19 protein-coding genes are annotated in these 16,507 nt (G+C 69.6%); 15 read left to right on the top strand and 4 right to left on the bottom strand.

Annotated elements, in window-relative coordinates; genetic code table 11:
* Nucleotides 1-4: 4 nt before the first annotated feature.
* Complete coding sequence (locus tag JOE59_RS04820; protein ID WP_022891843.1) at nucleotides 5-328, top strand: DUF2469 family protein; 324 nt, start codon at nucleotides 5-7, stop codon at nucleotides 326-328.
* Between the two features lie 9 nt (nucleotides 329-337).
* Here JOE59_RS04820 and JOE59_RS04825 read toward each other — a convergent pair whose 3' ends face one another.
* On the bottom strand, nucleotides 338-628 hold the full coding sequence (locus JOE59_RS04825) for a DUF1905 domain-containing protein (RefSeq protein WP_204459175.1): 291 nt from the start codon (nucleotides 626-628) through the stop codon (nucleotides 338-340).
* Nucleotides 629-789: 161 nt separating this feature from the next.
* On the opposite strand from JOE59_RS04825, the gene JOE59_RS04830 reads away from it, so the two are divergent.
* The 5 genes from JOE59_RS04830 to JOE59_RS04850 all read left to right on the top strand — a co-directional run bounded on the left by JOE59_RS04830 (nucleotide 790) and on the right by JOE59_RS04850 (nucleotide 5,955).
* The gene (locus JOE59_RS04830) at nucleotides 790-1,146 is read left to right on the top strand and encodes a YraN family protein (protein ID WP_204459176.1); all 357 of its coding nucleotides are present in this window, start codon (nucleotides 790-792) and stop codon (nucleotides 1,144-1,146) included.
* Nucleotides 1,146-2,696 (top strand): YifB family Mg chelatase-like AAA ATPase, encoded by a 1,551-nt coding sequence (locus tag JOE59_RS04835; RefSeq protein ID WP_204459177.1) that lies wholly within the window; start codon nucleotides 1,146-1,148, stop codon nucleotides 2,694-2,696. The genes JOE59_RS04830 and JOE59_RS04835 overlap by 1 nt, the downstream gene beginning before the upstream one ends.
* On the top strand, nucleotides 2,693-3,937 hold the full coding sequence (gene dprA / locus JOE59_RS04840) for a DNA-processing protein DprA (RefSeq protein ID WP_307836952.1): 1,245 nt from the start codon (nucleotides 2,693-2,695) through the stop codon (nucleotides 3,935-3,937). Before JOE59_RS04835 ends, dprA begins: the two co-directional genes overlap by 4 nt.
* A 76-nt stretch (nucleotides 3,938-4,013) precedes the next feature.
* Nucleotides 4,014-4,922, top strand: coding sequence for a phosphodiesterase (locus JOE59_RS04845; RefSeq protein WP_204459178.1), 909 nt, complete (start codon nucleotides 4,014-4,016; stop codon nucleotides 4,920-4,922).
* A gap of 64 nt (nucleotides 4,923-4,986) precedes the next feature.
* The gene (locus tag JOE59_RS04850; RefSeq protein WP_307836953.1) at nucleotides 4,987-5,955 is read left to right on the top strand and encodes a tyrosine recombinase XerC; all 969 of its coding nucleotides are present in this window, start codon (nucleotides 4,987-4,989) and stop codon (nucleotides 5,953-5,955) included.
* Nucleotide 5,956: 1 nt separating this feature from the next.
* Here JOE59_RS04850 and JOE59_RS04855 read toward each other — a convergent pair whose 3' ends face one another.
* Entirely contained in the window at nucleotides 5,957-6,547 is a 591-nt protein-coding gene (locus JOE59_RS04855; protein WP_204459180.1) for a M23 family metallopeptidase, read from the bottom strand.
* Nucleotides 6,548-6,818: 271 nt separating this feature from the next.
* Here JOE59_RS04855 and rpsB point away from each other — a divergent pair, with 271 nt between their 5' ends.
* The 9 genes from rpsB (at nucleotide 6,819) to JOE59_RS04900 (ending at nucleotide 13,568) form a co-directional block, all read left to right on the top strand.
* Nucleotides 6,819-7,760: a 30S ribosomal protein S2 gene (gene rpsB, locus JOE59_RS04860; RefSeq protein WP_074258761.1), complete on the top strand. Its 942-nt coding sequence runs from the start codon at nucleotides 6,819-6,821 to the stop codon at nucleotides 7,758-7,760.
* A 28-nt stretch (nucleotides 7,761-7,788) separates the two neighbouring features.
* Nucleotides 7,789-8,619 (top strand): translation elongation factor Ts, encoded by an 831-nt coding sequence (gene tsf, locus JOE59_RS04865; protein ID WP_204459181.1) that lies wholly within the window; start codon nucleotides 7,789-7,791, stop codon nucleotides 8,617-8,619.
* A gap of 166 nt (nucleotides 8,620-8,785) precedes the next feature.
* Nucleotides 8,786-9,517, top strand: coding sequence for a UMP kinase (pyrH, locus tag JOE59_RS04870; protein WP_204459182.1), 732 nt, complete (start codon nucleotides 8,786-8,788; stop codon nucleotides 9,515-9,517).
* Between the two features lie 33 nt (nucleotides 9,518-9,550).
* Complete coding sequence (gene frr / locus JOE59_RS04875; RefSeq protein WP_179550433.1) at nucleotides 9,551-10,105, top strand: ribosome recycling factor; 555 nt, start codon at nucleotides 9,551-9,553, stop codon at nucleotides 10,103-10,105.
* 86 nt (nucleotides 10,106-10,191) lie between these two features.
* Complete coding sequence (locus JOE59_RS04880) at nucleotides 10,192-11,097, top strand: phosphatidate cytidylyltransferase (RefSeq protein ID WP_307836954.1); 906 nt, start codon at nucleotides 10,192-10,194, stop codon at nucleotides 11,095-11,097.
* Between the two features lie 55 nt (nucleotides 11,098-11,152).
* Nucleotides 11,153-11,707, top strand: a complete 555-nt coding sequence (locus JOE59_RS04885) for a DivIVA domain-containing protein (RefSeq protein WP_204459184.1) — start codon at nucleotides 11,153-11,155, stop codon at nucleotides 11,705-11,707.
* A 179-nt stretch (nucleotides 11,708-11,886) separates the two neighbouring features.
* The gene (locus tag JOE59_RS18690) at nucleotides 11,887-12,471 is read left to right on the top strand and encodes an aggregation-promoting factor C-terminal-like domain-containing protein (protein WP_239560104.1); all 585 of its coding nucleotides are present in this window, start codon (nucleotides 11,887-11,889) and stop codon (nucleotides 12,469-12,471) included.
* Nucleotides 12,472-12,528: 57 nt separating this feature from the next.
* On the top strand, nucleotides 12,529-12,837 hold the full coding sequence (locus JOE59_RS04895; protein WP_204459185.1) for an Rv1322 family protein: 309 nt from the start codon (nucleotides 12,529-12,531) through the stop codon (nucleotides 12,835-12,837).
* Entirely contained in the window at nucleotides 12,834-13,568 is a 735-nt protein-coding gene (locus tag JOE59_RS04900) for an alpha/beta hydrolase (protein WP_204459186.1), read from the top strand. Before JOE59_RS04895 ends, JOE59_RS04900 begins: the two co-directional genes overlap by 4 nt.
* A gap of 68 nt (nucleotides 13,569-13,636) precedes the next feature.
* Here JOE59_RS04900 and JOE59_RS04905 read toward each other — a convergent pair whose 3' ends face one another.
* Nucleotides 13,637-14,701, bottom strand: coding sequence for an AI-2E family transporter (locus tag JOE59_RS04905; protein WP_204459187.1), 1,065 nt, complete (start codon nucleotides 14,699-14,701; stop codon nucleotides 13,637-13,639).
* Nucleotides 14,702-14,731: 30 nt separating this feature from the next.
* A complete protein-coding gene (locus tag JOE59_RS04910; protein WP_204459188.1) occupies nucleotides 14,732-16,345 on the bottom strand; it encodes a DivIVA domain-containing protein in 1,614 nt (537 codons plus the stop codon).
* Nucleotides 16,346-16,507 lie beyond the last annotated feature (162 nt).

The raw sequence follows: 16,507 nt of genomic DNA on the forward strand, positions 1-16,507 counted from the left end.
TGCGATGGATGAGGACGAGTTCGAAGACTACGACCGCGAGGTCGAGCTGGCCCTGTATCGGGAGTACCGCGACATCGTGTCGCAGTTCAAGTACGTGGTCGAGACCGAGCGACGGTTCTACCTCGCCAACGAGGTCGAACTCGTGCGCCGCGACACCGAGCACGACTTCTACTTCGAGCTGACGATGAAAGACGTCTGGGTCTGGGACGTCTACCGTGCCGACCGCTTCGTGAAGTCGGTGCGCGTGCTCACCTTCAAAGACGTCAACGTCGAAGAGCTCGCCACGCGCGAGTTCGAGCTGCCGAAAGAGCTCGCGCTCGACGAGTAGTCGTCTGCCTCAGCTGAGGCGGCGTTCGAGGTGCACGGTGACCGTGTCGCCGACGTCCTTGCCGAGCTTCTGCCGGAGCTTGGCGTTCAGCGAGAGCATGTGCCCGCCGGTTCCGGTGACCATGAGCCCGACGTTGCGCAGCGGCACGCCGTCGACCGTCGCGTCGACCTTGACCGCCCTCCCGGTGCCGAAGAACTCGGCCGAGCCCGGCATCTCGACGCAGGCCCAGATCTCGCCCTTGACGTCGACGCCGATCGGCGCGGTGAACTCGTGGTCGAGTGGTGCAGGTTCGAACGGCATCTCGGTCTCCTCGGGGTGACTCGTGCGGCTCCACCCATCATGCACCTGAGGCACATCACTCCGTCTCCCCAGTCCCGATCGCCACGAGTTCTCCACGGTGTCGCCGCAGGCGGCCGGCCGGGGCGGGCCGGCCCGCGACGCTGGACGCGGAGGTGGTGCGGATGTCGCACAATGCAGAGCTCGGCCGACGCGGCGAACAACTCGCGGTCGAGCATCTCGAGGCGCGCGGCATGCGAGTGCTCGAGCGCAACTGGCGGTGCCGCATCGGCGAGATCGACATCGTCGCGCGCGACGGCCGTGACACGGTGTTCATCGAGGTCAAGACCCGCACGTCCGGAGACTACGGTCATCCGTTCGAGGCGATCACCCCGCTGAAGCTCGCGCGCATGCGGCGCCTCGCGATCGCCTGGTGCGAGGCGACGGATGCCACGGTCTCGCGCATCCGCATCGACGCGGTCGCCGTGCTCGCACCGGCCGAGGCGCCTGCGCTCATCGAGCATCTCGAGGGCCTCGACTGATGCCGGTCGCGCGCACGCGTGCCGTCGCCCTCCTCGGCCTGACCGGTTCGGTCGTCGAGGTCGAGGCCGACCTGTCCTCGCAGCTTCCGGCGTTCGTCATCATCGGCCTGCCCGACGCGGCCCTCGGCGAGGCGCGCGACCGGGTGCGGGCGGCGGCCGTGAACGCCGGTTGCCCGCTCCCGCAGCGGCGGCTCACCGTCAACCTCTCGCCCGCGGCCCTTCCGAAGCACGGTTCGGGGTTCGACCTCGCGATCGCCGTCGCGTGCCTCGCCGCGGCGGGTGGGATCTCCGCCGAGTCGGTCGAACGGGTCGTGCACCTCGGCGAGCTCGGCCTCGATGGCCGGCTCCGGCCGATCGACGGCATCCTCCCCGCCGTGCTCGCGGCCGTGCGCTCCGGCTACGACACGGTCATGGTGCCGACGGCCAACGCCGACGAGGCGGGCCTCGTGCCCGGCGTCGCCGTGATCGGGGTCGCCTCGCTGCTCGACGCGGCGGTGCATCACGGGGGCGTCTACGACGACCGGGCGTTCGAGGCGGTGCCGGCGCCCGACCGGGCCGATCCCTCCGGAGCGGTCGAGGAGCCGCACGGGGACCTCGCCGACGTCTCGGGCAACGACGACGCCGTCGAGGCGCTGCTCGCGGCCGCGGCGGGCGGCCACCACGTGTTCCTGCTCGGCCCGCCCGGTGCAGGCAAGACGATGCTGGCGTCGCGCCTTCCCGGCATCCTGCCCGATCTCGACGCCGACGAGGCGCTCGAGGTCGCCTCGCTCCGATCGCTCTCCGGTCGGCCGCCGGTCGCGGGCCTCTCGCATCGCCCGCCGTTCGAGGCGCCGCACCACACGGCCACGGCCGCCGCGATGGTCGGCGGCGGCAGCCGACTCATCCGACCCGGTGCGGCGGCGCGCGCCTCGCACGGCGTGCTCTTCCTCGACGAGGCGCCCGAATTCCCCTCCGCCGTGCTCGACGTGCTGCGACAACCGCTCGAATCGGGGTCCATCGCCATCCACCGGGCGAACGCCGTCGCCTCGTTCCCGGCCCGATTCCAGCTCGTGATCGCCGCCAATCCGTGTCCGTGCGGCAATCACGGGTCGAAGGGCGCGGAGTGCACCTGCCCGCCGAACGCACGCAGACGCTACCTGGCCCGCATCTCCGGCCCGCTGCTCGACCGCATCGACGTGCAGCTCAAGGTGCCCCGCATCACCGCAGCGGGACTTCGCGTCGCGGCCGAGCGGCCGGGCATCTCGACGGCAGTCGCACGGCAGCGGGTGGTCGAGGCTCGAGCTCGCGCCGCCCGCCGATTGCGCGGCACCCCCTGGCGCACCAACTCGCAGATGCCGGGACCCTGGTTGCGCGGCGCAGGTGGACTCCACCCGGGCGGTCGCGCGACCGCCGACCTCGACCGTGCGCTCGAACTCGGCGGCGTCACCATGCGCGGCTACGACCGCATCCTCAAGGTCGCGTGGACACTCGCCGACCTCGACGGCGCGGATGTCCCGGGCCTCGACCACGTCGGCCGTGCACTCTTCCTCAGAAAGGGGCTCCCACTGTGAGTACCGTCCATCGCGAAGCGAACGGGCTGCGCGCCGCGCTCTCGACGGTTCGATCCACGCCGATCGCCGACGGCTCCACCCTCGACGAGATCTTCGCCCGCGCACTGCTGGGGTCGGTCGCCGAACCCGGTGACGGACTCCTCGGCCGTGCGATCGACGCCATCGGAGCGATCGGGGCGGCAGAGGTCCTCCTCGACTCCGCGAGCCCGGCCGTCCTCGTCGACGCGCTGACGCGGGCGGGCGGCTCGATCGACGCTCGCGAAGCTGAGACGGGCCTCGCACGCTGGTCGCCGCGGCTCGATCACGGTGCGTTCGCGCGATCGCTCGAACAGGCTGCTCGGGTCGGGGCCCACCTGCTCCTGCCGAGCGATGCCGCCTGGCCCGTCGGGGTCGACGAACTCGGCATCCACGCTCCGCTCGGGCTCTGGGTTCGCGGTCGCGAGCACGCGCTCGGGTCGTCGGCATCGATCTCGCTCGTCGGCGCCCGAGCCGCAACAGGCTACGGCGAGCACGTCACCATGGAGGCATCCGCCGGGCTCGTCGATCGCGGGTTCACCGTCGTCAGCGGCGGCGCCTACGGCATCGACGGCATGGCGCACCGTTCGGCGCTCGCAAGCGACGGCACCACGGTCGCCTTCCTCGCCGGCGGAGTCGACCGGTTCTACCCGATGGGGCACGAGACGCTGCTCGCCCGCATCGTCGCGACCGGAGCGGTCGTCTCCGAACTGCCCTGCGGCGCCGCGCCTACGAAGTGGAGGTTCCTCCAGCGCAACAGATTGATTGCGGCTGCGAGTGAGGGCACGGTCGTGCTCGAGGCAGGGTTCCGCTCAGGGTCTCTGAACACTGCGGGGCATGCGGCCGCGCTCGGGCGGCCGCTCGGCGCGGTGCCCGGCCCGGTCACGAGCCCCGCCTCAGCCGGGTGCCATCGGCTGCTCCGCGAATACGACGCCGTCTGCGTCACCGACGCCGAGCAGATGGCCGAGCTCGTCGGGGGAGCACGACGTCCCGGGGGTCGGGCGGCCGATCCGACATCCGACGATCGCGGCACCGGCATGGCGACGTCTCACGATGCGGTGCGCGTGCTCGACGCGCTGAGCACCCGCAGTCCTCGCGAGTTGGCCGACGTCGCACGTCGGTGCGGCATGACACCGTCGTCGGTGATGGGCGTGCTCGGCGGGCTCGAGGCCATCGCTCAGGCCAAGCGGCATCCGCTCGGCTGGTTGCGGGTCAGGCGCGGATGACGGTGGCGCGCTCCGTTGGCGCGCTTCGGTGGCGCGTCGGCGGCACGCCCTAGGCTGACGGCAGAAGGAGGGCTCGATGCAGCACCCGCAACTCGGCCGGTATCCGGCTGCCCGACAGGTCATCGCCCAGATCAGTGACACGCACCTCCTGCGCGGCGGTGAGCCGCTCGGTGGTGTCGCCGATACGGTTCGGGCACTGGCGCAGGTCTCCGCACAGCTCGAGCGGCTCGGTGGCGGTGTCGACGCGATCGTCGTCACCGGCGATGTCGCCGACCTGGGTGAGTCCGACGCCTACCGCCTCGCTCGCGCCGCGCTCGAGCCCCTCGCCGAGCGCATGGGCGCTCGACTCGTCTGGGTGATGGGCAACCATGACGAGCGCGCCGCGTTCCGCAGCGAGCTGCTCGGCGAACCCGCGAGCGATGCGCCGGTGCACCGCGTCGTCGACGTCGAGGGACTCCGCATCATCGCCCTCGACTCCACCGTCCCCGATTACCACCACGGCGAGCTCGACGATGCATCGCTCTATTGGCTCGCAGCCGCCCTCGAGACGCCCGCCGAGCACGGCACCGTCATCGCGCTGCATCACGCGCCCATCGCCACGCCGCTCGCGCTGATGGACGTGCTCGAGCTCCGCGGACAAGACCGTCTCGCCGAGGTCGTCCGCGGCCGGGATGTTCGGCTGATCCTCGGCGGTCACCTGCACTACGCGACGAATGGGAGCTTCGCGGGCATCCCCGTCTCCGTCGCCGGGGCCACCGCGTACACGATGGACCTCTCCGCGTCGCCGCGGGATCTCGTGGGCGTCGACGGCGGGCGATCCTTCTCCCTCGTGCACCTCTACGACGACGGCATCGTGACCTCGGTCGTGCCGGTGGGGCCGTACTCGCCCGTCACGACGCTCGATGAGGTCTTCCTCGACGAGATCGAGTCGCTGTCGCCTGAGGCTCGTCTCGAGCGGTTCTCCCGCAAACTCGGCACGGAGTGAGTTCGACCACCGCTTCAGGGCGTGCCGTGCGTCGCGCAGGCGTGCACGGGAGCAAGCTGGAGTCGTGAACCTCGACCAGCTGCTCGACGACTACCTGTCGCACGTCGCGGTCGAGCGCGGATACTCCCCGCACACCGTCGCCGCCTACCGCAGCGATCTCATCGAGCTCATCGCCTTCGCCGATGCGCGCGGCGGTACCGAGGCACCCGCCATCGACCTGCCGCTGCTGCGTGACTGGCTCTGGGCGGCCACCGAACGAGGGCTCGCCCGAACGAGCATCGCCCGGCGCGCGGCATCCGCTCGGGGATTCACCGCTTGGCTCACCCGGCGCGGGCTGCTCGACGCCGATCCCGGCGTGCGCCTCAAGGCGCCGCGGGCGCAGCGCACCCTGCCGCGCGTCGTCACCGAAGCGGCCGTCACCGATGCGCTCGCCGCACTGTCGGCGCGGGCTGCCGGTGGCGCGCCCGCCGAGGTGCGCGACCTCGCGATCATCGAATTGCTCTACGCGTCGGCGCTGCGCGTCTCGGAGCTGGTGGGGCTCGATCTCGACGACATCGATCGACGGCGGCGCGTCGTGCGCGTGCTCGGCAAGGGCTCGAAAGAGCGGATGGTTCCCTATGGGGCCCCAGCAGCTCGGGCGATCGACCGCTATCTCGACGAGGCGCGGCCGGAGATCGTCGCGACTGCGACTGCGACTGCGACTGCGACTGCGAGTGGGAGTCTGAGTGCCGGCGGGGGCGCCACACCGCCCGAGACGCGTGCGGTGTTCCTCGGCGCCCGCGGCGGTCGCATGGGTGTGCGCAGCGTCTACCGGCTCGTCGCGGCGATCCTCGCGGAGATCCCGGGCACCGGCCCGAGCGGGCCGCACGCCTTCCGGCACACTGCGGCGACGCACCTGCTCGACGGCGGCGCCGACCTGCGTGCCGTGCAGGAGTTCCTGGGGCACGCGAGCCTCGGCACCACCCAGATCTACACGCACGTGTCGTCGGAGCGGCTGAAACAGAGCTACCGCACGGCGCACCCCCGCGCCTGACTCACCCCGACGGCAGCAACACCGCGCGCGGAAGGCCGCCGAGGAAGAGGTACGGCGAGACGTACTCCCCGTCGACGCGGACGCCGAAGTGGACACAGCCGGAGGCGCAGTGCCCGCCCATCGAGACGGTGCCGATCGGATCGCCTGCCGTGACAGACGCCCCTGCCTCCACGAGCGCGGCGACCGGCTCGATCGCGCTCACGACGCCGTCGCCGTGGTCGATCGCGATGACCGGCCGACCCGCGACCATGCCCGCGAAGCTGACCACGCCGGGCGCTGGAGCGACGACGGAGGCAGCGGGCGCCGACGCGATGTCGATGCCGCGATGACCGGCGGTGTACGGCGTGGGCGGCGCTCGGAACGGGGCGACGACGCGAATCGGGGCCGGGACCGGCCATCGCCACGGCTCCTCCGGCACGGACCGTTCGGATGCGCCGGCCGCATCGACCTGCGCGGCTTCCCCTGGTGAGGGGGCGAACGTCGTTGCAGAGGCCGCTGAGCCGGTCGCGACCATTGCGAGCACGGCGATGATGGAGAAGGACGCGGACTGGCGCGCAGTGCGCCGCCGGCCGATCGGTGTCGGGGCGTTCATGATCCGATGATCGGCGTTCACGTGGCATCCGCTCGTGCCGTCGGCGTGAGATGTGGAAGTGCACGCGTCTGCCGCGGTTTGGGAGGCCGAGTGCCGGTGGTAGAGTATCGGGAGCACCCCGGTCTTCCGGGGTGACTACGCGCGCCATTTCGGCCGACGACTCCACTCAGTCCAGTTCTCTGCTTCATCGCAGAAACCGGCGGAGCCGTGCCGGGCGCCAGGGCTCCAGCCGCCGGCCGGAGCGACAACTGAGAACAAAGGAGTACGGCTCATGGCCGTCGTCACCATTCGCCAGCTGCTCGACAGCGGCGTTCACTTCGGGCACCAGACCCGCCGTTGGAACCCGAAGATGAAGCGCTTCATCCTGACGGAGCGTTCGGGCAGCTACATCATCGACCTGCAGCAGTCGCTTGCCTACATCGACAAGACGTACGACTTCGTGCGCGAGACGGTCGCCCACGGCGGCACCATCCTCTTCGTCGGCACCAAGAAGCAGGCGCAGAACGCGATCGCCGAGCAGGCGACCCGCGTCGGCCAGCCCTACGTGAACCAGCGCTGGCTCGGTGGCCTCCTCACCAACTTCCAGACGGTCTCCAAGCGCCTCGCGCGCATGAAGGAGCTCGAGGAGCTCGACTTCGAAGGCACCACGAGTGGCTTCACCAAGAAGGAACTCCTCATCAAGAAGCGCGAGCTCGACAAGCTGCACAAGTCGCTCGGCGGTATCCGCAACCTGACGAAGACGCCGTCGGCGCTCTGGGTTGTCGACACCAAGAAGGAGCACCTCGCGATCGACGAGGCCAAGAAGCTCGGCATCCCCGTCATCGGCATCCTCGACACCAACTGCGACCCCGACGAGGTCCAGTACCCGATCCCGGGCAACGACGACGCGATCCGTTCGGTGAGCCTGCTCACCCGCATCGTCGCCGACGCTGCTGCTGAGGGCCTCATCGAGCGCCACCAGAAGCCCGAGGCCGAGGGCAACGTCTCCGCCGTCGAGCCGCTCGCCGAGTGGGAGCAGGAGCTCCTCCAGGCCGGCTCCGAGACCACCCCGGCGCAGGCTTCGGCCGAGACCGAGGTCGTCGCCGAGACCGTCGAAGAGGCCAAGGCCGAAGCTGCCGAGGTCGTCGACGAGGCCGCGACCGAGGTCGCCGCGACCGAGACCGCTGCCGACGTCGAAGGCGCCGAGGCTGCCGAAGCCGCCGAGTCCAAGTAAGACCACGAGTTCAGGAGACTTCAGAGATATGGCTAACTTCACTCTCGAAGACGTCAAGAACCTGCGCGAGCGCCTCGGCACCGGCATGGTCGACACGAAGAACGCACTCGTCGAGGCCGACGGCGACATGGAGAAGGCGGTCGAGATCCTCCGCCTGAAGGGCGCGAAGGGCAACGCCAAGCGCGCCGACCGCTCCACCGCCGAGGGTCTCGTCGCCGCCGTCGACAACGGCGACGGCACCGCGACCATGATCGAGCTCGCCTGCGAGACCGACTTCGTGGCCAAGGGCGACAAGTTCGTCGGCCTCGCCGACCGCGTGCTCGCTGCGGTCGCAGCTGCTCGTGCCGAGAACCTCGAGGCTGCACTCGCCGCTCCGGCCGACGGCAAGACCGTCGCGACCGTGATCGACGAAGAGGCCGCGATCCTCGGCGAGAAGGTCGAGCTCCGTCGCGTCCGTCTCGTCAAGGGCGAGCAGTTCTCGATCTACCTGCACAAGACGTCGAAGGACCTCCCGCCGCAGGTCGGCGTCGTGCTCGGCTACGCCGGCACCGACGCTGAGACGGCCCGTTCGGTCGCGCAGCACATCTCGTTCGCGAACCCGGAGTACCTCACGCGTGAGGAAGTTCCGGCGGAGTCGGTCGAGAAGGAGCGCGCGATCGTCGAGCAGATCTCGCGCGAGGAGGGCAAGCCCGAGGCCGCCCTCCCGAAGATCATCGAAGGCCGCCTCGGTGCGTACTTCAAGCAGGTCGCGCTGCTCGAGCAGGACTACGCGAAGGACAACAAGCTGTCCGTCGCGAAGGTGCTCGAGGGTGCAGGCCTCACGGTGAGCGACTTCGCTCGCTTCAAGGTCGGCGCGTAAGTGCCTCGAAGGAGTCCGGATCGTTCGCGATCCGGACTCCTTTGCTGTGTCCGGAGGGATTCCGGATGCCGGGCGGGTCGTGCCCGTCGAAAACACCCGAGCACCGGCACTGCGCCGGGCTCGGCGAACCAGTAGCTTTGACCCCAGAGGGGAAGGATCGGTCAGGATGACGGAACGCAAGCGCAGGGTCCTGCTGAAACTCTCGGGGGAGGCGTTCGGCGCCGGTGCCCTCGGGGTGAATCCCGACGTGATCAGCGCGCTCGCGCGGGAGATCGCCGATGCCGCGCGCACGGTCGAGATCGCGATCGTCGTCGGCGGCGGCAACTTCTTCCGCGGCGCCGAGCTCTCGCAGCGCGGCATGGACCGCGGCCGGGCCGACTACATGGGCATGCTCGGCACCGTGATGAACGCGCTCGCCCTGCAGGACTTCCTCGAGCAGGCAGGCGCCGAGACGCGCGTGCAGTCGGCCATCTCGATGACGCAGGTCGCAGAGCCGTACATTCCGCGTCGTGCCGAGCGGCACCTCGAGAAGGGCCGCGTCGTCATCTTCGGCGCCGGCGCCGGCCTGCCCTACTTCTCGACCGACACGGTCGCCGCGCAGCGTGCGCTGGAGATCGACGCCGAAGTCGTGCTCGTCGCGAAGAACGGCGTCGACGGCGTCTACTCCGACGACCCGCGCACCAACCCCGACGCGCACAAGATCGACCGCATCAGCTACCAGGAAGCCCTGCAGCGGGGACTCAAGGTCGTCGACTCGACGGCGTTCAGCCTCTGCATGGACAACGGCATGCCCATGCAGGTCTTCGGCATGGCGCCGCACGGCAACGTCACCAAGGCGATCCTCGGCGCCGAACTCGGCACGATCGTCAGCAACGGCGAGCCCGCCTCCAGTCGATAGACTGTCCCGAGTAGCGAACCAGAAGGAGCCCCCGTGATCGCGGACGTACTTTCCGATGCCACCACTCGCATGCAGAAGGCCGTGGAGGTCGCCAAAGACGACTTCTCGAGCGTTCGCACCGGCCGGGCGAACCCCCAGCTCTTCCAGAAGATCATGGTGAGCTACTACGGCACGCCGACGCCGCTCGCGCAGCTCGCCTCGCTCGCGAACCCCGAAGCACGCACCCTCGTGGTGACGCCCTACGACAAGGGCGCGCTGAAGGACATCGAGCAGGCCATCCGCGACACCCCGAACCTCGGGGCGAACCCCTCGAACGACGGCAACATCATTCGCGTGACGCTGCCCGAGCTGACGGAAGAGCGTCGCCGCGAGTTCGTCAAGATCGTGCGCGGCAAGGCCGAAGACGCACGCGTCTCGGTGCGCAACATCCGCCGCAAGGCGAAGGACGACCTCGACGCCCTCAAGGGCGACGTCGGCGATGACGAGGTTTCGCGCGCAGAGAAGGAACTCGAGCAGATCACGAAGTCCAATGTGGACGCGATCGACGACGCCCTGAAGCGCAAGGAAGCCGAACTCCTCGAGGTCTGAGGCAGACGATGTCAGGCGTCCCAGAAGAGGATGAGTCGGACGCCGGGGGAGCTGAACGAACCTCGCGCGAGGAGTTCCGTGCGCAGGTGCATGCCCGAAAGGCCGACCTGGAGCGGCAGTTCGAGGTCGGGAAGGCCCAGTTCGATCAGGCGCAGGAGAAGATCAAGGCCCGTACCGGGCGCAACCTGATCCTCGCGACCCTCATCGGGCTCGGGTTCGGGGCGGTGCTCCTGCTCAGCCTCCTCGTGATCAAAGAGCTCTTCATGCTCTTCGCCGTGGTCATCGCCGCGTTCGCGAGCTACGAACTCGCCCAGGCGCTGCGCAAGGGCGGCTACCACGTGCCGCGCATCCCGACGGTCGTCGTCGCGGTCGCCGCCGTGCCGCTCGCCTACTACGGGGGCGCCGGCGGTCAGCTGATCGCGGTGCTCGGCGGCATCCTCATCGTCACGCTCTGGCGCCTCGGCGAACAGGCCGTGCCGGCGATGCGGCGCTCAGGCCGCGACCTCGGTCGCGACGTCGCCGCCGGTGCCTTCGTGCAGGGCTACGTGACGTTCCTCGCGACGTTCGCGGTCGTGCTCACCGCAGCGGAGGGCGGTGAACTCTGGACGCTCGCATTCATCGCAGTGGCGGTCGCAGCCGACACCGGCGCCTACGCGTTCGGCCTCATGCTCGGCAAGCACAAGATGGCACCGGTCATCAGCCCGAAGAAGACCTGGGAGGGCTTCGCCGGCGGAGCGGGGGTCAGCCTCGTCGCCGGTGTGCTGCTCTCGACGCTGATGCTCGGCAACACCTGGTGGTTCGGCCTCATCTTCGGTGCGTCGATCTTCCTGACTGCGACCCTCGGCGACCTCGTCGAGTCGCTCATCAAGCGCGACATCGGCATCAAGGACATGAGTTCGTGGCTTCCGGGTCACGGTGGGTTCCTCGACCGGCTCGACTCGATCCTGCCGTCAGCCGCCGTCGCCTTCGTGGCATTCCGGATCTTCGGCTGAGCGAATCCGCACCGGAGTGGGCGTTTCCGCACGGTCGCTCCGCAATAATGGAGCGGTGGACTCCACCTTCCCTCGCGCTCGCAAGCCCAAGCTCGGCTACAACACGGCTCAGGTCGAGTCGTTCCTGCAGGTGGCGCGCCGCGCCTACGATGGCACCTCCCAGCCCGACGACGCGCCGCTGACCTCGGATCGCATCCGGCTGACCGCCTTCGCGATGCAGAAGGGCGGCTACTCCACGACGCACGTCGACCAGGCGCTCGAGCGGCTGGAAGACGCCTTCGCCGCCCAGGAGCGCCAGGTCGCCGCCCGACTGCACGGCGGCGAAGCCTGGCTCAGCGAGGCGCGTGCGACCGCGCAGGTGGTCTCCAACCGCCTGGCTCGCCCTGAGGGGCATCGCTTCGACCGGGTCGGCGCACTCGTGCGCGGGTACAGCATTCGCGACGTCGACCGCTTCGCGGACAAGCTCACGAGGTACTTCAGCGACGGGTGGCCGATCGCGATCGACGACGTGCGCGGCGTCGTCTTCAAGACGCAGCGGGGCGGCTATCGCGAGGCGCAGGTCGACCTCCTCCTCGACGCCGTGGTCGACGTCATGCTCGCGGTTCGCTGACGTGCGCGTCGAGTTGGAATCCCGCGCCGGTCTTTCGATACACTCGTCGAATCGTGGGTAGACATGCGGGAAGTGACGAGGCCGATGAGCCGCGTCCTCAGACGACGGCAGCCGCATCACCACTCGAACCGTCGCCCGCACCCCGGCAGTCGCCTGCACGGCCGCCTCGCGTCGGTCGGGTGAAGCAGGCCGTCACGGTCGTGTTCGCCTTCGCGGCATCCGTGAGCTTCCTCCTCGTGAACCTCGTCGACCCGTTCTCGGGCGCGATCGCGTCATCGGAGTTCGCGAGCGAGGCCGACCGGTTCGGCGGTCAGAGCGTGCAGGCGATCGACGTCGCCGGCGACTACTCGATCGACGTCGGCCAAGAGAGCTACGACGTCGAGAAGAAGCCCGAGGTGCAACTCGCCCCCGCTTCGACGAGCGAGGGCAGCGGATGGGCTCCTCCTGCAGTGACGCCCGACCCGGGGTCGGCCCAGGCATACGCCGCCACGGCCGTCGCCGCCCGCGGCTGGCCGTCGAGCGAGTTCGACTGCCTCGTCGCGCTCTGGAACAAGGAGTCCGGCTGGCGGGTGAACGCCTACAACGCCGGGAGCGGGGCGTACGGCATCCCGCAGGCGCTGCCCGGATCGAAGATGGCGACCGCGGGCGCTGACTGGGAGACCAACGCGGCCACCCAGATCGAATGGGGCCTCGGCTACGTCTCCGGCCGCTACGGCACGCCCTGCGGCGCGTGGGCGCACTCCGAAGACGTCGGCTGGTACTGAGCCCACGGCGACACGGCGCGGAGCACTGCATGCCCACGCCCGCCTAGACTGGATTCCATGGCGCGTTCGAACCGATCCCGGAGTCGGGCGGCCCGCGCCCGCGAGGAGCACCCCGAACTCGACGTCGATCGCCTGACCTCGGGATGGCGACGTACCGAGGTGCGTGGCGGTCGCGAATGGAACGTGCAGCCCGTCTCCGAGGCGCAGGCCGTGAAGGCGTACGTCTGCCCCGGATGCGGCCAGGACGTCGTGCCTGGCATCGCCCACCTGGTCGCGTGGCGCGCCGACGGCGTGCTCGGCGACGCGGCCGACCTGGCCTCTCGTCGTCATTGGCACATTCACTGCTGGAGGATCGGCGCGGTATGAGCGACACGTCCATCGAGATCCGCGCGAGCGTCGAGCTGCCGGCTCGTCGCGAGGAGATCGAGCTGCACACGGCCGACGGCCTGACCCTCGTCGGCGAGCTCGCCACGCCCCTCGAGCGGCCGCCCGTGGCAACCCTCGTCACGCTGCATCCGCTGCCGACCGCCGGCGGCTTCATGGACTCGCACATCATCAGGAAGGCGGCCGCCCGCCTGCCGGCGCTCGCCGACCTCGCCGTGCTGCGATTCAACACCCGGGGCACGGTCTCGCCGCGCGGCACGAGCGAGGGCTCCTTCGGCGAGGGCGTCGCCGAGCGAGCGGATGTCGCGGCGGCCATGTCGTTCGTGACGGAGCGCGCCCTGCCGCACCCCTGGCTCGTCGGCTGGTCGTTCGGCACGGAACTCGCACTGAAGTACGGACTCGACCACGGCATCGACGGGGCGATCCTGCTCTCGCCGCCGCTGCACCGCACGAGCGACGCCGAACTCGCGCGCTGGCAGCACGCAGCACCAGAACTCGTGGCGCTGATTCCGGAGTTCGACGACTACCTGCGTCCGGCCGAGGCGGCCAAGCGGTTCTCGAGCGTGCCGAAGATCACCCGCATCGACGTGACGGGCGGCAGACACCTGTGGGTGGGGGAGACGCAGACCCGGCGCGTGCTCGACGAGATCGTCGGCGTCGTCAATCCCGCTGCACTGCCGCTGCCGACTGTGTGGCCGGCAGACGCGACCTGAGCGCACGCGCATCGTGAGCGAACTCACGATCTGAGCGCACTCCCGGTGCCGGCGGAGGTGTCGTTAGCTCAGCGCTCGTTCTGGTGCGGCACGACGACCTGCTTGATGATGAGCAGGATGGCCGCGGCCACCGGGATCGCCACGAGGGCGCCGAGCACACCGCCGAGCGAGCCGCCGGCGAGCGCTGCGATGACCACGAGCGCGCCGGGCACCTTCACGGCGCGGTTCATGATGCGCGGGCTCAGCACGTATGCCTCGACCTGCATGTAGATGATGTAGTAGATCGCCGCCACGAGGGCGGTCAACGGCGAGCCGAGGCCCGGGATGAGGCAGACGAGCACGATCAGCACCGAGCCGCTCAGCGTGCCGACGAGCGGCACCAGTGAGAACAGGAAGGCGAGGAAGGCGAGCACCGCGGGGAACGGGGCCTGGATGATCGACAGGAAGATGAAGCTCGCCACGCCGTTGACGGCGGCGAGCGAGACCTGGCCGAGCACGTAGCGACCGACCGACTGGGTGATCTGCTCGGTGAGGTCGGCGAAGCGGTCGCGCTTCGACGCGGGCACCAGCTGGTAGGTGGCGCGCTTCATCGTGTTCAACGACGACACGAAATAGAGCGTCAGGATGAAGACGATGACGACGCCGAACACGCCCGCGCCGATCGCGACGGCGACCTGCAGCACACCGCCGGCGAGTTCGCTGAGCTTGTCGGGATTCGTGAAGAAGTCGGTGAGGCCGTTCGTGACCTGATCGCTGATCTCGTCGACCGGAACCTGCGGGAACTGGTCCTTCAGGAACTCGATCCAGTCCTGCGAGCTCATCTGGTCGATGATGCGCGGGGTCACTTCGACGAGCTCGCTCACCTGCTCGACGATGATCGGCACCACGGCGATCACGAGCCCGGCGACGAGCAGGCCGACCCCGCTCATGACGATGAGGATCGACGCCCAACGCGGAAGCCCCCGGCGTTCGAGCCAGCTGGTTGCCGGATCGAGGCCGAGGGCCAGGAACAACGCGACGCCGACGTACGCGATGATCGTCGACAGCGTTGCGATGGAACTGAGGATGAGGAGGCCGACACCCACGCCGAGGGTGCCGACCAGCCCGATGCGGAACGCGTTCTGGATCTTCATGGAACGGCCCGCACTCCTCTCTTGGACCGACTACTTGGTCTTCGCCGCGATCTGCTCCGCCTGCGTCAACACGCCGCGGAGACTCTCGAAGTAGCCGGCGACGGCGTCGCGCTCGATCTTGATCTGCGAGAGGCGATCCTCGGCGTCGGCGACGAGCGCACGAGTGCGCTCCTCGGCGTCGGCGATGAGCTTGCGCGCCTGCTCGTGCGCGGCAGCGATGCGGTCGCGTGCCTCGTCGTCGGCCTTGTCGCGGACGACCGCGATGTCGGACCGGACCTCGGTCTCGAGGCGGTCCGCCTCTGCGCGGCTCTCGGCGGTGCGGGCGACCGCCTCGGCGAGCTCGGCGTTGGCGTCCTCGAGGAACTTCTGCGTCTGCGCGACCGCCTCCTGGTGGGCGGCGAGCAGTTCCTGCTCGGCCTCGTCGCGCTTCGTCGACAGCTCGGATTCGAGGTCGAGGTGCGCCTTCTCGATCTCGCGGCGCATGCGGTTGACCTCGTGGGTCGTCTTCTTGCGCATCGCGGTGAGCTGGTTGTCGAGGTCGATTCGGCCCTGCTCGGACTCCGCGTCGAAGTCGGCGCGTGCCTGCTCCTGCTCGAGGGCGAGATCGGCGCGCATCTGCTCGAGGTCGGCGGCGTGCTTGGCGCGGATGCGCTCGAGCTCGTGCTGGAGCTTCAGGCGTGCGGCCTCGGCTTCGCGCTCGAGGTCGACCTTCGCCTGCTCGCGCTGCTGCACCAGTTCGACCCGGCTGCCTTCGAGCTCACGGTCGAGGTCGCTGCGCGCCTGGTCGAGTTCGTGCACGAGGGCCGCGCGGCGCTCGGCGATCTCGGCGTCGATTGCGGCACGCGCCTCGGCGGACTCGCGCTCGAGGTCGAGGCGGGACTGCTCGGTCTCCGCCGCGAGGTCGATGCGGGCCTGCTCGCTCTCGCGGGCGAGCTCGGCACGGGCGCGGTCGAGCTCGATGGCGACCTCGGCGCGGGTCTGCTCGGTCTCCTTCGTGAGCCCTGCAGCAGTGGCGCGCGCCTCGGTGGCCTCCGCATTGGCCGCGAGCTGGAGCTCGGCGGACTTGCGCTCGGCCGCGGCGATCATCGCCGCGGATTCGCGCTTCGCGCTCGTGCGGATCTCGGCGGTCTCCGTGGCGACGGCGCCGCGGATCGCCGAGGCGTCGCGTGCGGCGTCCTGACGAAGCTGCTCGCTCGCCTCGTGCGAGCGCGAGACCATGTCGTCGGCCTCTGCGCGAGCGTTCTCGAGGATGCGGTTGGCCTGGGCGCGTGCCTCGGTGAGGGTGCGCTCGGCGAGCTCGTGCGCGTCGGAGCGCATGAGGTGCGCCTCGTCTTCGGCGGAGCGACGGAGCTTCTCGGCGTCGATGTCCGCCTGCGCGATGAGGCGCGTCGACTGCTCCTCTGCGACGCGCAGGGTGTTCTCGAGCTTCGTGCCGAGACCGGAGAAGGTGGGGCTGCCGACCTCTTCGAGCTCTGCCGTCAACTCCTCGATGCGAGCGAGGAGACGCTTGTTCTCCTTGACGCTGTCGGTGCTCTGGTTGTTCGCGGCGATGATGTCGCGGCGCAGACCATTGATCGCCTTGTCGACCTCGTCTTTGTCATATCCGCGGAACACCTGCGTGAACTCGGTCTCTTCGACGGCCATTCTTCCTCCGGGCTCTGTCCCGCGTTCGTGGGGGCGCATGCGGGATGGTGTGTCCGATTGTACGGGTCGCGCGAGGTGGGCGGAGACACCGGACTTCCAGCCGACGGTTAGGGATCTCCCAGATATCGTCGGTAGTCTGGAATGTCTGTGTCAGAGGCCGCC

Origin of the sequence: Agromyces cerinus, from assembly GCF_016907835.1 — a bacterium.
In the GTDB taxonomy this organism is placed as follows: domain Bacteria; phylum Actinomycetota; class Actinomycetes; order Actinomycetales; family Microbacteriaceae; genus Agromyces; species Agromyces nitratus.

Excerpts from the sequence above, each read along its gene's own strand:
- JOE59_RS04820 (WP_022891843.1), top strand. The coding sequence starts at position 5 with ATGGATGAGGACGAGTTCGAAGACTACGACCGCGAGGTCGAGCTGGCC.
- JOE59_RS04825 (WP_204459175.1), bottom strand. The coding sequence starts at position 628 with ATGCCGTTCGAACCTGCACCACTCGACCACGAGTTCACCGCGCCGATC.
- JOE59_RS04830 (WP_204459176.1), top strand. The coding sequence starts at position 790 with ATGTCGCACAATGCAGAGCTCGGCCGACGCGGCGAACAACTCGCGGTC.
- JOE59_RS04835 (WP_204459177.1), top strand. The coding sequence starts at position 1,146 with ATGCCGGTCGCGCGCACGCGTGCCGTCGCCCTCCTCGGCCTGACCGGT.
- JOE59_RS04845 (WP_204459178.1), top strand. The coding sequence starts at position 4,014 with ATGCAGCACCCGCAACTCGGCCGGTATCCGGCTGCCCGACAGGTCATC.
- JOE59_RS04855 (WP_204459180.1), bottom strand. The coding sequence starts at position 6,547 with ATGAACGCCCCGACACCGATCGGCCGGCGGCGCACTGCGCGCCAGTCC.
- rpsB (WP_074258761.1), top strand. The coding sequence starts at position 6,819 with ATGGCCGTCGTCACCATTCGCCAGCTGCTCGACAGCGGCGTTCACTTC.
- tsf (WP_204459181.1), top strand. The coding sequence starts at position 7,789 with ATGGCTAACTTCACTCTCGAAGACGTCAAGAACCTGCGCGAGCGCCTC.
- pyrH (WP_204459182.1), top strand. The coding sequence starts at position 8,786 with ATGACGGAACGCAAGCGCAGGGTCCTGCTGAAACTCTCGGGGGAGGCG.
- JOE59_RS04895 (WP_204459185.1), top strand. The coding sequence starts at position 12,529 with ATGGCGCGTTCGAACCGATCCCGGAGTCGGGCGGCCCGCGCCCGCGAG.
- JOE59_RS04900 (WP_204459186.1), top strand. The coding sequence starts at position 12,834 with ATGAGCGACACGTCCATCGAGATCCGCGCGAGCGTCGAGCTGCCGGCT.
- JOE59_RS04905 (WP_204459187.1), bottom strand. The coding sequence starts at position 14,701 with ATGAAGATCCAGAACGCGTTCCGCATCGGGCTGGTCGGCACCCTCGGC.
- JOE59_RS04910 (WP_204459188.1), bottom strand. The coding sequence starts at position 16,345 with ATGGCCGTCGAAGAGACCGAGTTCACGCAGGTGTTCCGCGGATATGAC.